Annotated in this window: 12 protein-coding genes and 1 pseudogene; 7 read left to right on the top strand and 6 right to left on the bottom strand. The window is 59.4% G+C overall.

Annotated elements, in window-relative coordinates:
- Window positions 1-20: 20 nt before the first annotated feature.
- The gene (locus QD409_RS01740) at window positions 21-296 is read right to left on the bottom strand and encodes a metal/formaldehyde-sensitive transcriptional repressor (RefSeq protein ID WP_092844250.1); all 276 of its coding nucleotides are present in this window, start codon (window positions 294-296) and stop codon (window positions 21-23) included.
- A 135-nt stretch (window positions 297-431) separates the two neighbouring features.
- Between QD409_RS01740 and QD409_RS01735 the strand changes: the two genes are divergently transcribed.
- On the top strand, window positions 432-1,577 hold the full coding sequence (locus QD409_RS01735) for a nickel/cobalt efflux transporter (protein ID WP_430761723.1): 1,146 nt from the start codon (window positions 432-434) through the stop codon (window positions 1,575-1,577).
- Window positions 1,578-1,709: 132 nt separating this feature from the next.
- Here QD409_RS01735 and QD409_RS01730 read toward each other — a convergent pair whose 3' ends face one another.
- The gene (locus tag QD409_RS01730; RefSeq protein WP_430761722.1) at window positions 1,710-2,102 is read right to left on the bottom strand and encodes a winged helix-turn-helix transcriptional regulator; all 393 of its coding nucleotides are present in this window, start codon (window positions 2,100-2,102) and stop codon (window positions 1,710-1,712) included.
- 140 nt (window positions 2,103-2,242) lie between these two features.
- Between QD409_RS01730 and QD409_RS01725 the strand changes: the two genes are divergently transcribed.
- The 5 genes from QD409_RS01725 (at window position 2,243) to QD409_RS01705 (ending at window position 8,997) form a co-directional block, all read left to right on the top strand.
- Window positions 2,243-3,235 (top strand): zinc-dependent alcohol dehydrogenase family protein, encoded by a 993-nt coding sequence (locus tag QD409_RS01725; protein WP_430761721.1) that lies wholly within the window; start codon window positions 2,243-2,245, stop codon window positions 3,233-3,235.
- Between the two features lie 427 nt (window positions 3,236-3,662).
- Window positions 3,663-4,523: a CoA transferase subunit A gene (locus QD409_RS01720; RefSeq protein WP_430761720.1), complete on the top strand. Its 861-nt coding sequence runs from the start codon at window positions 3,663-3,665 to the stop codon at window positions 4,521-4,523.
- Between the two features lie 10 nt (window positions 4,524-4,533).
- On the top strand, window positions 4,534-5,304 hold the full coding sequence (locus QD409_RS01715; RefSeq protein WP_430761719.1) for a CoA-transferase subunit beta: 771 nt from the start codon (window positions 4,534-4,536) through the stop codon (window positions 5,302-5,304).
- Window positions 5,304-6,509 carry a 3-oxoadipyl-CoA thiolase gene (pcaF, locus tag QD409_RS01710; RefSeq protein WP_430761718.1) on the top strand — a complete coding sequence of 402 codons (1,206 nt, stop codon included), beginning with the start codon at window positions 5,304-5,306 and terminating at the stop codon, window positions 6,507-6,509. The genes QD409_RS01715 and pcaF overlap by 1 nt, the downstream gene beginning before the upstream one ends.
- 154 nt (window positions 6,510-6,663) lie before the next feature.
- Window positions 6,664-8,997 carry a cation:proton antiporter gene (locus QD409_RS01705; protein WP_430761717.1) on the top strand — a complete coding sequence of 778 codons (2,334 nt, stop codon included), beginning with the start codon at window positions 6,664-6,666 and terminating at the stop codon, window positions 8,995-8,997.
- A gap of 12 nt (window positions 8,998-9,009) precedes the next feature.
- Here the strand turns inward: QD409_RS01705 and QD409_RS01700 are convergent.
- Together QD409_RS01700 and QD409_RS01695 are read right to left on the bottom strand one after the other, a co-directional pair.
- Window positions 9,010-9,337: pseudogene (locus QD409_RS01700) on the bottom strand (transposase); the annotation flags it as partial.
- Between the two features lie 25 nt (window positions 9,338-9,362).
- Window positions 9,363-11,354: a putative bifunctional diguanylate cyclase/phosphodiesterase gene (locus QD409_RS01695; protein ID WP_430761716.1), complete on the bottom strand. Its 1,992-nt coding sequence runs from the start codon at window positions 11,352-11,354 to the stop codon at window positions 9,363-9,365.
- Window positions 11,355-11,559: 205 nt separating this feature from the next.
- On the opposite strand from QD409_RS01695, the gene QD409_RS01690 reads away from it, so the two are divergent.
- Window positions 11,560-12,591, top strand: coding sequence for a class I SAM-dependent methyltransferase (locus tag QD409_RS01690; protein WP_430761715.1), 1,032 nt, complete (start codon window positions 11,560-11,562; stop codon window positions 12,589-12,591).
- On the opposite strand, the gene QD409_RS01685 is transcribed toward QD409_RS01690, so the two are convergent.
- Together QD409_RS01685 and QD409_RS01680 are read right to left on the bottom strand one after the other, a co-directional pair.
- Window positions 12,566-13,234, bottom strand: a complete 669-nt coding sequence (locus QD409_RS01685; protein ID WP_092844018.1) for a DedA family protein — start codon at window positions 13,232-13,234, stop codon at window positions 12,566-12,568. The two genes, QD409_RS01690 and QD409_RS01685, sit on opposite strands and share 26 nt — an antisense overlap.
- On the bottom strand, window positions 13,231-13,821 hold the full coding sequence (locus QD409_RS01680) for a class I SAM-dependent methyltransferase (RefSeq protein WP_092844020.1): 591 nt from the start codon (window positions 13,819-13,821) through the stop codon (window positions 13,231-13,233). Before QD409_RS01680 ends, QD409_RS01685 begins: the two co-directional genes overlap by 4 nt.
- Window positions 13,822-13,848: the final 27 nt, after the last annotated feature.

Genomic DNA, 13,848 nt, shown 5'->3' with positions numbered 1-13,848 from the left:
CCGGCTGGTTCAGACGGATCTTATTTTAGATAGGATCGCAGGACGTCGATCAGTTCCTCCGCCCCGTCGTCGCGCTCGTCCTGTGGAAGAGCCGCGTCCGCGACATGCATGCGCACGTGGTCCTCGATGACCTCGCCCATCAGGCCGTTGATCGCTCCACGAACGGCTGCGATCGCATGCATAACCTCCGCGCAGCCCTTCTCCTCATCCAGCATCCGCTCGATGCCTTCCATCTGTCCGCGTAGCCGGCGCACGCGGTTAATGAGTTTCTGCTTCTCGCGGATCGTGTGGGTCATGTCTTGCTCCTGTCGGGCTCGCCCGCAGGCGTCCCTTTCTCGGCCTATCATGAAAACCATAGAATTCCAAAGTTGACAATAAATACCATACCCCCCTATAGTATTGCCATTCACGTTTTCCGAAAGACGGCCCCCATGACCTCCTTCACAGACCTCATTCAGCAAAGCACCGCCCATGCGTGGCTGTTCGTCCCAACGGCCATCCTTTTGGGAGCGCTGCACGGCTTGGAACCGGGACATTCCAAGACGATGATGGCGGCCTTCATCATCGCCATCCGCGGAACGATCTCGCAAGCTGTCATGCTGGGTGTCGCCGCTGCAATCTCCCATACTGCGGTCGTGTGGCTCGTCGCGCTGGGAGGACAGTATCTTGGCCGCGGCATGAACGCAGAGACCACCGAACCCTATTTCCAGCTTGCATCGGCCGTCATCATCGTCGGAATCGCCGTCTGGATGCTTTGGCGCACGTGGCGTGAACAGCAACTCGAGGCCGCGCATCATCACGACCATCATCATGACGATGTCAGTAGGATCGATACCGGTCATGGCATGATGGCCCTGGAAGTATTCGAGGACGGAGTTCCGCCTCGGTTCCGCATCCGCTTCGAAAGCGGCCATGGCTGGGCCGCAAAGGATGTGACGCTCGTAACCGAGCGCCGGGATGGGGCAAGACAAGGCTTTACCTTCGCAGACACGGGTGGGTATCTGGAGAGCCTGGAGGAAATCCCTGAGCCCCATGAATTCAAGGCCCAGGTCAGCCTTGGCCATGGAAATCACACGCATGACTACGACGTGATCTATAGCGAGGGCGCGCATGACCACCAGGGCCTTGCCGTCGGTGATGGAGAATACATGGATGCTCACGAACGCGCCCACGCCCAGGATATCGCCCGCCGGTTCAAAAATCAGACCGTCACCAATTGGCAAATCGTCATGTTCGGCCTGACCGGCGGGCTCATTCCATGCCCGGCGGCGATTACGGTGCTGCTGCTCTGCCTACAGCTCAAGCAGCTCTCGCTCGGCGCGGTACTTGTGGTGTGCTTCAGCGTCGGTCTGGCCGTAACGATGGTCTCGGCTGGCGTCCTTGCCTCCTTGAGCGTTCGCCATGTCCAGAAACGGTGGCCCGGGTTCAGCACCTTTGCACGCCGCGCGCCCTATGCTTCCGGCGTGCTAATGCTTCTGATCGCGCTTTACATGGGGTATTCAGGGCTGGAAGGGCTTCGCAATGGCCCACATCCAGCCGAGTCGGCCATGGCATCGGTACTCAAGCCAGCCAGCTAGCAACCTGGATGTCGTGACCGCTCCTTGCCGACCGCTTCTAACGCGGTCGGTTTAAGGCCGAAAGCGGCCATGGCGCAAATTCGCCAACAGCGGACAACTTCGGATTTAGTCGGCAGCTAATCGCGACAAAATTCACACGGCAGATGACATTCCTGTTTCTTCGCTCTGCAGATGGTCGTCCCGGGCGACCAAATTGCGGCGGGTCAGCCATCCATGTCCCCAGTCGCGCAAGCCGAGCAGGATCGGCGCCAAAGTCCGGCCTTCGTCGGTGATCGAATATTCCACCTTGGGCTGGATGACGGCAAAGACCTTTCGCTCGACGAGGCCATCCTCTTCGAGTTCCCGAAGCTGCTTAATCAGAAGGCGCTGAGAGCAGTCGCCAAGCTCTCTTTTAAGCGCGTTGAATCGCAAGGTACCCTTGAGCAAATGGTAGAGGATCATGCCCTTCCATTTGCCGCTGATGAGATTGAGTGCCGCGTACATCGTGCAGCCGGGGACCTCGTCGTAGTTCCTGTCCTTGTTCATTCCCGTTGCTCCGACAGTATACTTTTAGACACTATATGCATTTTATTACCGTATTTTCATTCGGGCATCCAGTTGCCAGATGCATGCAACGGACGCGCCGCTCCCGAGCGCGTGACGGAAACATGCAAGGAGAATGAAGCATGACCAGAGTTGTACGTTTTCACGAATATGGCGAGCCGGAGGTATTGCGGATCGACGATATCGAGGTCCCGGTTCCAGCCGCCGACGAGGTGCAAATCGCCGTGCGGGCCATCGGTCTCAATCGCGCGGAAGTCATGTTCAGGCGACACGCCTATCTTCAGGAAGCAGAGTTCCCCTCAATGCTGGGTTATGAAGCCGCCGGCACCGTCAAGGCGTTCGGCAGCGACGTGAGTGGATTTGCGGAGGGCGATGCCGTAAGCGTCATCCCGACCTTGGACATGGCGCGCTGGGGCACCTATGGCGAGGTCATCAATGTCCCGGCTCGTCACGTCGTCAGGCATCCGCCGAACCTGTCGTTCGAGAAAGCCGCCGCCTCATGGATGCAGTATGTGACGGCATGGGGTGCATTGATCGAACAGGCGCGGCTTTCTGCCGGTGACTTCGTGATTGTATCTGCAGCCTCTAGCAGTGTCGGCATCGCAGCGTTTCAGATCGCCCGGAGCGTCGGCGCGACGGTGATCGCCACCACTCGGACCAGTGCCAAGACAGAGGGTCTGCACAAGGCCGGTGCACACTATGTTATCGCTACTGCGGAAGAAGACCTGTCCGCGCGGGTGAAGGAAATCACCGGCGGCAAGGGCGCACGTGTCGTATTCGATCCGATCGGTGGCCCAGCGGTCGCGCAGCTTGCCGAATGCATGGCGGTTGGCGGCGTCCTTTTGGAATATGGAGCTCTCAGCCCCGAAGAAGGTTCGTTTCCGCAATTCGCCGTTCTTGGGAAAAGCCTGACATTGAAGGGATATCTCTATACCGAGACCGTATCCGATCATGCAGCCCTCGAACGTGCGAAGACCTTTATCCTTGAGGGACTGCAGTCGGGAGCGCTCGACCCGCTGATCTCTCGCACCTTCACTTTCGATCAAATTCAGGTTGCGACGCATTTCCTGGAAAGCAATGAACAGATCGGAAAGGTGGTCGTCACTTTGGATTGACAGGCTGCCATCCGTTGGTAACCCGCCCGCGCCGATTTATCGTCGGCGCGGGCTTTCGACATGGCCGCTTCGGACCGAAGACAGTCCAACCGGGCGCAGTGAAAATTCCGGCCCCTCACCTTGGGCGTGTCGACCGGCATGAGCCCGGTGCCGAACAGAGCGGAACAGGCAAGTGGCGGGACTACTTTCTCTTTCTCTACTTTGAGTATGCTCGCGTCGACGACATGGCAAATCAACCGGGCGAACAGGATATATCTAGGCCAACAGAGACAAAACTAGCGTCCAATGCCGGCGTGCCGCGCCTCCAACTTAGACTCATTTTGTGCGATATATGAACAAATATCAAATAACGCACAAATCCATTGACGATCCCGGACTGAAGGCGCTTATTGACGCTCACAAGGATGGCATTTGTTGAGGAGGCCCTATGGCGAGGATTCTATCGCTTTCGCAGGCGGTGGCGGAGAATGTGCATGATGGCGACACGGTCGCCATGGAGGGGTTTACTCACCTCATTCCCTATGCCGCAGGTCACGAAGTCATCCGTCAGGGCAAACAAGATCTCTTTCTGATCCGTATGACGCCGGACATTCTCTACGATCAGCTGGTCGGCGTCGGTGCAGCCAGGGGCATGAAATTTTCCTGGGGCGGCAATCCGGGCGTCGGCTCTCTCCATCGCTTCCGCGATGCTGTGGAGAACCAATGGCCCCGCCCGCTGGAAATCGAAGAGCATTCGCACGCCGCCATGGCCAATGCCTATGAAGCCGGCGCGGCAAACCTGCCTTTCGCCATGCTGCGCGGTTATATCGGCGCCGATTTGCCGAAGGTCAATCCGAACATCAGACACGTGACCTGCCCCTTCACCGGCGAAGTGCTTGCCGCCGTTCCCGCGATCCGGCCTGACGTTACCATCATCCATGCGCTGCGTGCCGACCGGAAGGGCAACGTACTGCTGGAGGGTATCGTCGGCGTCCAAAAGGAGGCCGTGCTGGCCGCCAAGCGCTCGATCGTCACCGTCGAGGAAATCGTCGACGAACTAGATCCGCCCTCGCCCAACTCCGTCGTGCTGCCGACATGGGCAGTGACGGCAGTGGCGCTCGTGCCGGGCGGCGCATTCCCATCCTATGCGCAGGGCTATTATGCCCGCTCCAACGCCTTCTACATCGCATGGGACGAAATCGCCCGCAATCGCGACAGCTTCCAGGCCTGGATCGAAGAGCATGTGATGAAGGCCAGTCCGGAGGACTTTGCCAAACATGCCGGCACGAAGCCGGGCAAGACGGCGTAAGGAGGTCAAGATGAGCGATTTTACGCCTACCGAAATGATGACGATTGCAGCTGCCCGCGCTCTGACGAATGACGACGTCTGCTTCGTCGGCATCGGCGCACCGTCGGCTGCCTGCAACGTCGCGCGGCTGACCCATGCGCCCGATATCACCCTGATCTATGAAAGCGGCACCGTCGGTACCAAGCCCGATGTGCTGCCGCTCTCGATCGGCGACGGCGAGCTTTGCGACACTGCCCTGTTCACCGTTTCCGTGCCGGAAATGTTCCGCTACTGGCTGCAGGGCGGCCGCATCACCACCGGCTTCCTCGGCGGTGCTCAGATCGACAAGTTCGCCAATCTGAACACGACCGTCGTCGGCCCTTACGATCACCCCAAGGTTCGCTTACCCGGTGGCGGCGGCGCACCGGAAATCGCCAGCAATTGCGGCCAGATCTTCATCACCATGGCGCTCTCCAAGCGCGGCTTCATCGAGAAGCTACCCTTCATCACGTCGATGGGCCACGGCGAGGGCGGAAATCATCGCGAGCGCCTGGGCATGAAGACGAAAGGCCCGACTCGCGTTATTACCGATCTCTGCGTTCTCGAACCTGATCCAGTCACCAAGGAATTGACTGTCGTGTCGATCCATAAGGGTGTAACCCGGGAGCAGATCATTGAGAATTGCGGCTGGACGATCAAGTTCGCCGATGAGGTGATCGAGACGCCGGCACCGACCGAAACCGAACTATCTGTCCTGCGCGATATCAACGCGCGCACCAAGAAAGCCCATGAGGCAGCCTGATGACCGAAGCCTTTATCTGTGACTATGTCCGCACCCCGATCGGCCGCTTTGGCGGATCGCTCTCCTCCGTTCGCGCCGATGATCTCGGGGCGGTGCCACTGAAGGCGCTGATCGAGCGCAATGGCTCGGTCGACTGGGAAGCCGTCGACGACGTGATCTATGGCTGCGCCAACCAGGCCGGCGAAGACAATCGCAACGTCGCGCGCATGGTAAGTCTGCTTGCCGGCCTGCCGATCGCAGCATCCGGCACGACGATCAACCGGCTTTGCGGCTCCGGCATGGACGCCATCATCGCCGCAGCCCGCGCCATCCGCGCCGGCGAGGCTGAATTGATGATCGCCGGCGGCGTCGAGAGCATGTCGCGCGCGCCCTTCGTCATGCCCAAGGCCGAAAGCGCCTTCTCCCGCAATGCCGAAATCTACGACACCACCATCGGCTGGCGTTTCATCAATCCGGTGATGAAGAAGCAGTACGGCGTCGATTCCATGCCGGAGACCGGCGAAAACGTCGCCGAGGACTATAAGGTCACGCGCGAGGATCAGGATGCCTTTGCCGTTCGTTCGCAGGCGAAGGCTGCGGCGGCGCAGGAAAACGGCCGGCTTGCCAAGGAGATCACATCGGTAACGATCCCGCAGCGCAAGGGCGATCCTGTCGTTGTTGGCAAGGATGAGCATCCGCGTGCAACGACCATGGAAGCGCTTGCCAAACTCGGCACACCCTTCAAGAAGGAAGGCGGCACGGTGACGGCAGGCAATGCCTCCGGCGTCAACGATGGTGCTGCAGCGCTCATCATCGCCTCCGAAGCGGCCGCGAAGAAATACGGCCTGACGCCGATTGCCCGCATCCTCGGCGGAGCGGCTGCCGGTGTCGCCCCGCGCATCATGGGCATCGGCCCTGTTCCCGCATCGCGGAAGCTGATGGCCCGGCTCGGCATGCGCCAGGAACAGTTCGACGTCATCGAACTCAACGAAGCCTTCGCTTCGCAGGGACTTGCCGTCCTGCGCGAACTCGGCATCGCCGATGACGACGCCCGCGTCAATCGCAATGGCGGCGCCATCGCGCTCGGCCATCCCCTCGGCATGTCCGGCGCTCGCATCACCGGCACCGCGGCTCTGGAGCTGAAGGAAACCGGCGGGCGCTATTCGCTCTCGACCATGTGCATCGGCGTCGGCCAGGGAATTGCCATCGCCCTCGAACGAGTCTGATTTTCCGATCAACTATGGACCGTCGCCGCATGGGCGGCGGGCCATGCTTGCCGCCAATTCTCGAACGCCGGGCTAATTAAAGCGGCAATTGCCGATGTCATCTGGAACGGCAAAGGCTCTGGCGCGTTTTCCTGCTGCTCAGTGGGATCGATCCATGCCGTCACGCCCAAATTTCTTAAAGTCATTTCCGTCAAGCGCTCTTATCATTCTCATTGCCGTCATCCTGTCGCTGTCGATTGCCCAGGCGGCTTTTGCGGCCGAAGGGCAAAAGGCCAGTCATCCCTCGGAAGGGTTGTTTCTGGTCCAGATCATTCTGCTCGTCGTATCGGGCAGATTGCTCGGCGAATTGATGGTGCGCATCGGCCAGCCATCGATCATGGGCCAGATCATCGCCGGCATCATTCTTGGCCCCTCCCTCTTGGGCATGGTTTTTCCGCAGGCGCAGGCAAGCCTCTTTCCGTCGGATCAGGCGCAGAAGAGCATGGCCGATTCGGTCGGTCAGCTCGGCATCCTCTTTCTCCTGCTGCTCGCCGGCATGGAAACCGATCTCGGCCTGGCGAAGCGCCTGCGCAAATCAGCGACCGGTGTCTCGCTCATGGGCATCGTCATTCCGTTTGCCGCAGGCTTTGCACTTGGCGAGCTGATCCCGGATGCCTTGCTTCCTGATCCTCAGAAGCGGTTGGTCACATCTCTCTTCCTAGGTACCGCGCTTTCCATCTCTTCCGTGAAGATCGTCGCTACGGTCGTCCGCGAGATGGACTTCATGCGCCGGGACATCGGCCAGTTGATTGTCGCTTCCGCCATCATCGACGATACCGTGGGATGGGTGATCATCGCGATAACCTTCGGCCTTGCCGAAAAAGGGACCGTCGATCTAACCACGCTGGCGACCAGCGTGACGGGCACGCTAACCTTCATGGCCGTCAGCTTCACCGTCGGCCGGCGGATCGTCTTCGAAATCATCCGCTGGACCAACGATAATTTCCGCAGCGACCTGCCCGTGCTCAGCGCCATCATCGCGATCATGGGCACGATGGCGATCATAACCAATCTCATCGGCGTCCATACCGTGCTCGGCGCCTTCGTCGCCGGTATTCTGGTTGGCGAATCGCCGATCCTCACCCGCCAGATCGATGTGCAGCTTCGCGGATTGACGGCCGCGCTGTTCATGCCCGTCTTCTTTGGGTTGACCGGCCTGCAGACCGATCTGACCGTACTTGCTAATCCCTCCATATTGTTGCTAACGGCTGCCATCGTCGTGATCGCAAGCATCGGCAAGTTCGGAGGAGCTTTTGCTGCTGCCAAGTTTGGCGGCTATTCGGCATCGGAGGCGCTGGCACTCGGGTGCGGCATGAATGCCAGGGGATCGACGGAAGTGATCGTCGCGACCATAGGCCTCTCCGTCGGCGTTCTGGACGAGAAGCTCTTCTCCGTCATCGTTGCCATGGCCGTCATCACCACCATGGCGATGCCGCCGACGCTTCGTTGGGCGCTGGCACGCTTGCCACTGCGCGAGGAGGAGCGCAATCGGCTCGAACGCGAAGAATTCGAAAGCGGAAGCTTCCTCGGAAATTTCGAGCGCATCCTACTGACCGTCGATGGCTCGCAAAGCAGCCGCCTTGCGACCTGGATCGCCGCCTTCTTCGTGATGACGCGCAAGATGCCCGTCACCGTTCTAGATGTTCGTAAACCCGCCAGTCCCGACAGGGGAGCGGAGATGGCAAGTGCAACCGCCGAAGCTGCACAATCCCAGGCTAAAACGGCGGCCCAAGAGCTGCGCAAATGCGCAACCGATCTGCTTTCAGCAGCCTCACCTGATGCGAACCTTGCAACCGAAAGCGACATACACATCACCGTGCGAGACAGGAATGGCGAACTTGGGACCGTACTCGGCGACATCTCAAGCACCGGCCACGACCTCTTATTTACCGGCATCGAGCCGTCCATGGGCGAAGATGGCCGGTTCAGTGAACCCTTGCAGATCATGAGATCAGCGTTCAAAGGCACCTCCGCCATTGTGACGGCGCGCGGCACCCCTCCGAAACGCCCTCAGGACTTGCGGATCCTGCTGCCCGTCAGCGGTACGGAGCGTTCGATACGAGCAGCAGAGTTTGGGCTTGTGATAGCCAAGGCTGCGGGCGCCCATTGCGCGCTCCTGTTGATCGTGGAGCCTCGGCAGGTCAGGGCGATCCCGCGTATCAGCGACCGCGGCAATGACAATCGGGTTGTTCTCAAGGCAGTCGGCGAGATCGCCGAGTACTATCATGTGGAGTTGGAGAAGGTCGTTCAGGAGGGGCCTTCTCCGGAGCTATCAATCCTCCGTCACGCCCGCAGCGGCAAATACAATTTGATCGTGCTAGGAGTGAGCAAACGGGCAAGCGGCGGCCTCTCCTACGGAAGCGTCGCTGATACGCTGCTGCAGACAGCCGACCGATCATGCATTTTCATCGAAACCGACCTCGCGACGAGCGCTGCGGTGCCGAGCTAGAGTACGTCCATTTTAATCGGGGTCATGGTCGCACGCAGCGAAGTAATTCGCGCATTCGCTCGGCTCGAAGAGGGTAATGATCTGGCCGACGCTGTTCCACAGAGCGGGGGCTGATCGTTCCGCTCGTGCACGCAGGAGCGCCTTGAGCTTGGAGAAGGCGTTCAATCGGGTTGAGGTCCGGACTATAGGGCGGCAGGAAAAGGAGCTTGCATCCTGCGCTTTCTATGGCGTGGCGCACGCCTTCCGCCTTATGAGCTGGCGGCTTATCCATGACGACGATATCCCCTGGGAACACTGTCGGGATGAGGACCTGTTCGACATAGGCACGAAATGCCGTGCCGGTCGTTGTCGCACTAGACTGGCGCTCAGGCCGATGCCTGCCACCGGCGACGTTCTGGCTGCCTGACGGCAATCGGATGCTTGAGCGGCGGGGCCGGCCGGCCGATATGGTATCCCTGGACCGCGTCGATGCCAAAGGATTTGACCAGGTCGAGCTGCTCTTCGTTTTCGACGCCCTCGACCAGGATGCGATGGCCGCGATTGCGCACCAGGCCGATAATGTCCTCGAGAAGGATCTTGGCGCCCTCGCTACTTGCGGCATCGTGAAGGAACGACTTATCGATCTTCACAGTCTCGAATTCCATAAGGCGAAGCCAGGACAGCCCAGCAAATCCGGTTCCGAAATCGTCCAGCCAGAATTTGATGCCCAGCCTCTTCAGATCCTGAATGCTGTCGAGGACGTCCGGCCGGATCTCCATATCGACGCCTTCGGTTATCTCGAAGGCGATCCTGTGCCCCGAAATGCCTGTTTCAGCCAGGATGGCGGCGACCTGCGCCGCAAAGCCGGGCGCCCGCAGCTGGATCGGAGAGACATTGACGCTGACCGTTTCGACGATATTGCGGGAGAGCAACTCGCAGCACGCCCGTCTGATCGCCCAGTAGCCGAGCTCTATGATGGCGCCGGTGCGCTCCGCTATCGGAATGAACATAGCGGGCGACGCACTCGATCCGTCGAGCAATTGCAAGCGCATCAAGGCTTCGTAGGCGCCGATCTCTCCGGTGTCGAGATATTGGATCGGCTGATAGACGAGCGAAACGAGGTTCTGCTGAATGGCGATCTTCAGAATGGCCGCGATATTCTCGCTCGCATCGCCGCCGGGCAATTCGTTCGGATCGAATATTCTTGCGCAATTCCGGCCGCTGGCCTTGGCGGAATAGAGCGCGCGGTCGGCTTCATTGATGACGTTTTCGAGCTTGGTGCCGGCCACGTCTCTGGTAATGGTCGCGCCGACACTCACGGTGACGTGCTGGAAACCATCCAGCCGCTGCGCATGGACGATATCGAGAGCTTCGATCCCCTGGCAGATGGCATCCGCCAGAGCCAGGGCATCCGCGCCGCGGTCCAAATCGAGAATGACGATGAACTCTTCGCCGCCATACCGCCCAACTGTCGCACCCAAGGGAACCACGATATCGGACAAGGCGTTGGCGACAGTGACGAGACAATGGTCACCTTCCTGGTGCCCATAATAGTCATTGTATTTTTTGAAGAAATCGACGTCGACGAGCAGCACCGCAAATGCCACTCCGTCCTGGCGCCAGCGCTCCCAGAACTGCTTCAGACGGATATCGGCGGCTCTTCGATTTTCCATCCCCGTAAGGGAGTCCGTGATCGACAGGCGCAGAAGAGCCTCACCGCGCTCTGCTGCCTGGCGCTGCTGCAGCTCGGCTTCCCTGGCATTAAGAAAGACGTTGAAGCGCTCCTTGTTCAGTTTCCAGTTCACATAGGACGTGAAAACAAAGCAGCAGAGATAGAAGGTCGTGAAGGCCAGGCAGTAAGCGGGGCTGTAGTGAAACTCGGCAAGCGACAGCAAGAAGGAGGCGAAGATCAGCCCGGACGAGGCGATTGCCAGGCCGAATTCGAGACTGAAGAACAGATTGACGCCCATCATGAAGATCGCGCCGAAAGCGGCATAATAGGAAAATGCCTCGGCATTGCTGGTCTGCAGAGCCGGCACCAGCCACACGACATATCCCAAGACCACCGCGGTGGCGCATGTGGCTTCAAGCTCCCCCGCGGGACGCTTGCGCGCAAACTGGATTTCGAGAACCAGAAGCGAAGTGAGCCCGATCATGAAGCGCGCCGGAATCGTCACCTGCGAGACGTCGGGAATGAAGACCAGGTCCGTTACCAAGAAAAGGATATAGACGGGCACGGCAAGCCACAGGCCGCTGCGTGCCACGGCACGGCGCGCCTCGTTGCTGTAGTCCTTATAAAGAGCGCGAAGTCCGATGGCGCCGCTTGTCGGGCGTGCCTTTTCCCGGCCAGGATCGCTTCCTCTCGACAGTCGACGCATGTTCACCATTACCCGAGTTAGCCGAGACGTCATGTCCACCGCAGTTAGCTTTGCGTCGCTCTATCGAACAAATTGCTTGCTTTACCGGGCTGCTACTTTGGTTCGTTTGATAGCGACAGCGTTGCAGCAGTGACATTAACAAAACCATAGCGCTCACATTTTATGTGCGATATGGTTTTTATAGTCTTCACGGAATCATTTAAAATTGAAACAATTCCAAACTGCTCTCGACGGCTACAGCCTTGTGACCGCGCAATCGATCTCGAAACATACGAAATCGGCGGTTAGCAAATTTTCGAACGAACAGATCAAGGAGGGCGAGGCCGAACTCGCCCTCGTTCTCTCCCTGGCACAGCAGGCGTTCGAAGCGAATGCCCCTGTTCAAGACACCATGAAAGCCCTGACCGAGCGGCTGCAGACACTGAAGAACAAGACGACTCCCATGACCTGGGCACATCTCGCCTCCTTGGCGCAGGTGCATCCGGTCTCGTCTTTCCTGCTTCAGGATCCCCTGACCCGTTGGTCCTTCGAGAAGCCGCGCGGCTATAGCGGCGACGCCCAACTGCTGGATTTTATTTACGAACATCCGGCAGTTGACGTTCAGGTCAAGGCGGCTTCGCCACTCGGTGCCGAGATCTACGACTTCACCCGCAGAGCGGCATCAGCAGTCGCTGTACGCGAAAGACGTACTCTCCTTGCCGCGCATGTTGACGCGGTCGCCGACGAGAAGGAGAACGCGGAAGTACTGGCGATCGCCGCCGGGCATCTTCGCGAAGCGGAGCGTTCCAACGCTCTCAAGAGCAGCAAGCTCAAGCGCTGGGTCGCACTGGACCAGGATCCCATCAGCGTTGGAACCGTCAGCTCTGCCTTCCACGGGACCTGCATCGAAGCGGTCAACGGGTCCGTTCGTACCATTCTCGGACGAGCACAGAAGCTTGGGACGTTCGATTTCATCTATGCAGCCGGCCTTTACGACTACCTGGCCGAAAGCGTTGCCGTGAAGCTGACGGAGCGCTGCCTGCAGATGCTGAAGCCGGGCGGCAAGTTCCTTCTGGCGAATTTTGCACAGGATATCGGCGTAGAAGGCTACATGGAAACCTTCATGAATTGGCCGCTGATATGGCGAACGGACAGGGATGTCCAATCGATCATCGACAAGGTCAAGCACCCGATTGCCGATAGCGCCGTTACACGCGGCGAAAACGGCGGCGTCATCTACGCGGTGTTGACCGTGTAGTGCATCGGATCGTCACGGCCGACCGGGCCGCATTGCGGCCTGGCCGGCAGACGCGGAACACCGTGAACAACAAAGGATAGGCCAGCATGATGGCGGCAAAGGCCGCAGGTAGAGCTATGTCCTGATCGAACATGTGCTTGCGCAGCATATAGCCAGATATCAGATACGGCGTATTCCAGAGAGCCGCACCGAAGAAGGTCGCGATGGCGAAGCCTTTTGCAGGTACGGCAAGCACCCCTGCGGGAAAGGCGATATAGGCTCTTGCAAACGGTATGATCTGGCTGACGAAGGTCACGGTAAACCCACGATAGTGATAACCGTCCTTCAGTCGCCAATACCATTCGCTGCCGATGCCGAGACGCTTGCCGACCCGCATGGCAAGAAAATCACCGCGTTCGGGGCCGAACCATCGACCCAACATATACCAAAACAGCGAACCTGCCGTTGATCCCGTGGCTGTGATGGCGACCACCCACGGCAGATCGCTCGCATCCGACGCGCCGAACATACCAAGCACGATGAGCATGCCGCCCGAGGGTATGATGGGTATAAGCTTTTCCACTGCGGTACAGAGGAGAAGGCCAGCCAGACCCCATGCGGCCAGGACAGGCAGAGTGCTGAGGAGATCGGATTGATCGATCATGCCTTGGCCACCAGCAACTTCGGCGGCTTTCGCTTGACAATCTTGTAGACCCGGGCTGGCGGAAAGTTGCGCAGCACACGTCCATGCAGCGTCGCCTTGAAGCCGAAGCGATCGAGGAGCCGATGCGGCACCGGACAGCGAAGCCCGTAGGTGAACTGGTAGAGCGCGCCGCCTTCGCGCAGTCGCGATAGGGCTCCGTCGAGAATGGCAACGACCGCTCTCGGCGACATGTTCAAGAGCGGCAGGCCGCTGATCGCACAGCCAAATGGAAGATCTTCGGGCGAGATATGCGTATCGAGCCTCGCGGCATTGGCGCATAGAACGCGCGCATGAGGAAAGCGCCGTTGAAGCATATCGGCGAAGTCGGAACTGAACTCCACTAGCGTCAGGTCGCTCTCGCGGACGCCGCGGGCAAGCAGTGCCTCGGTGAAGACGCCCGTTCCGGGGCCGAGTTCGAGAACGGCGCCAGCCGCGGGATCCACCTCATTCGTGATGAGATCCGCCAGCATCGCGCCGGATGGCGCTATTGCGCCCACCATCCGGGGATTGGAGAAGAGAGTTCGAATAAATAATGACGTATTGGACATGAGTTCCCGTCCCTGCGGTCCTGGAGC

The sequence above is a fragment of the Rhizobium sp. BR 315 genome, from assembly GCF_050577975.1.
In the GTDB taxonomy this organism is placed as follows: domain Bacteria; phylum Pseudomonadota; class Alphaproteobacteria; order Rhizobiales; family Rhizobiaceae; genus Rhizobium; species Rhizobium miluonense.
Note: the sequence above shows the minus strand (reverse complement) of the source record. Positions and strands in the feature narration are given on the sequence as shown.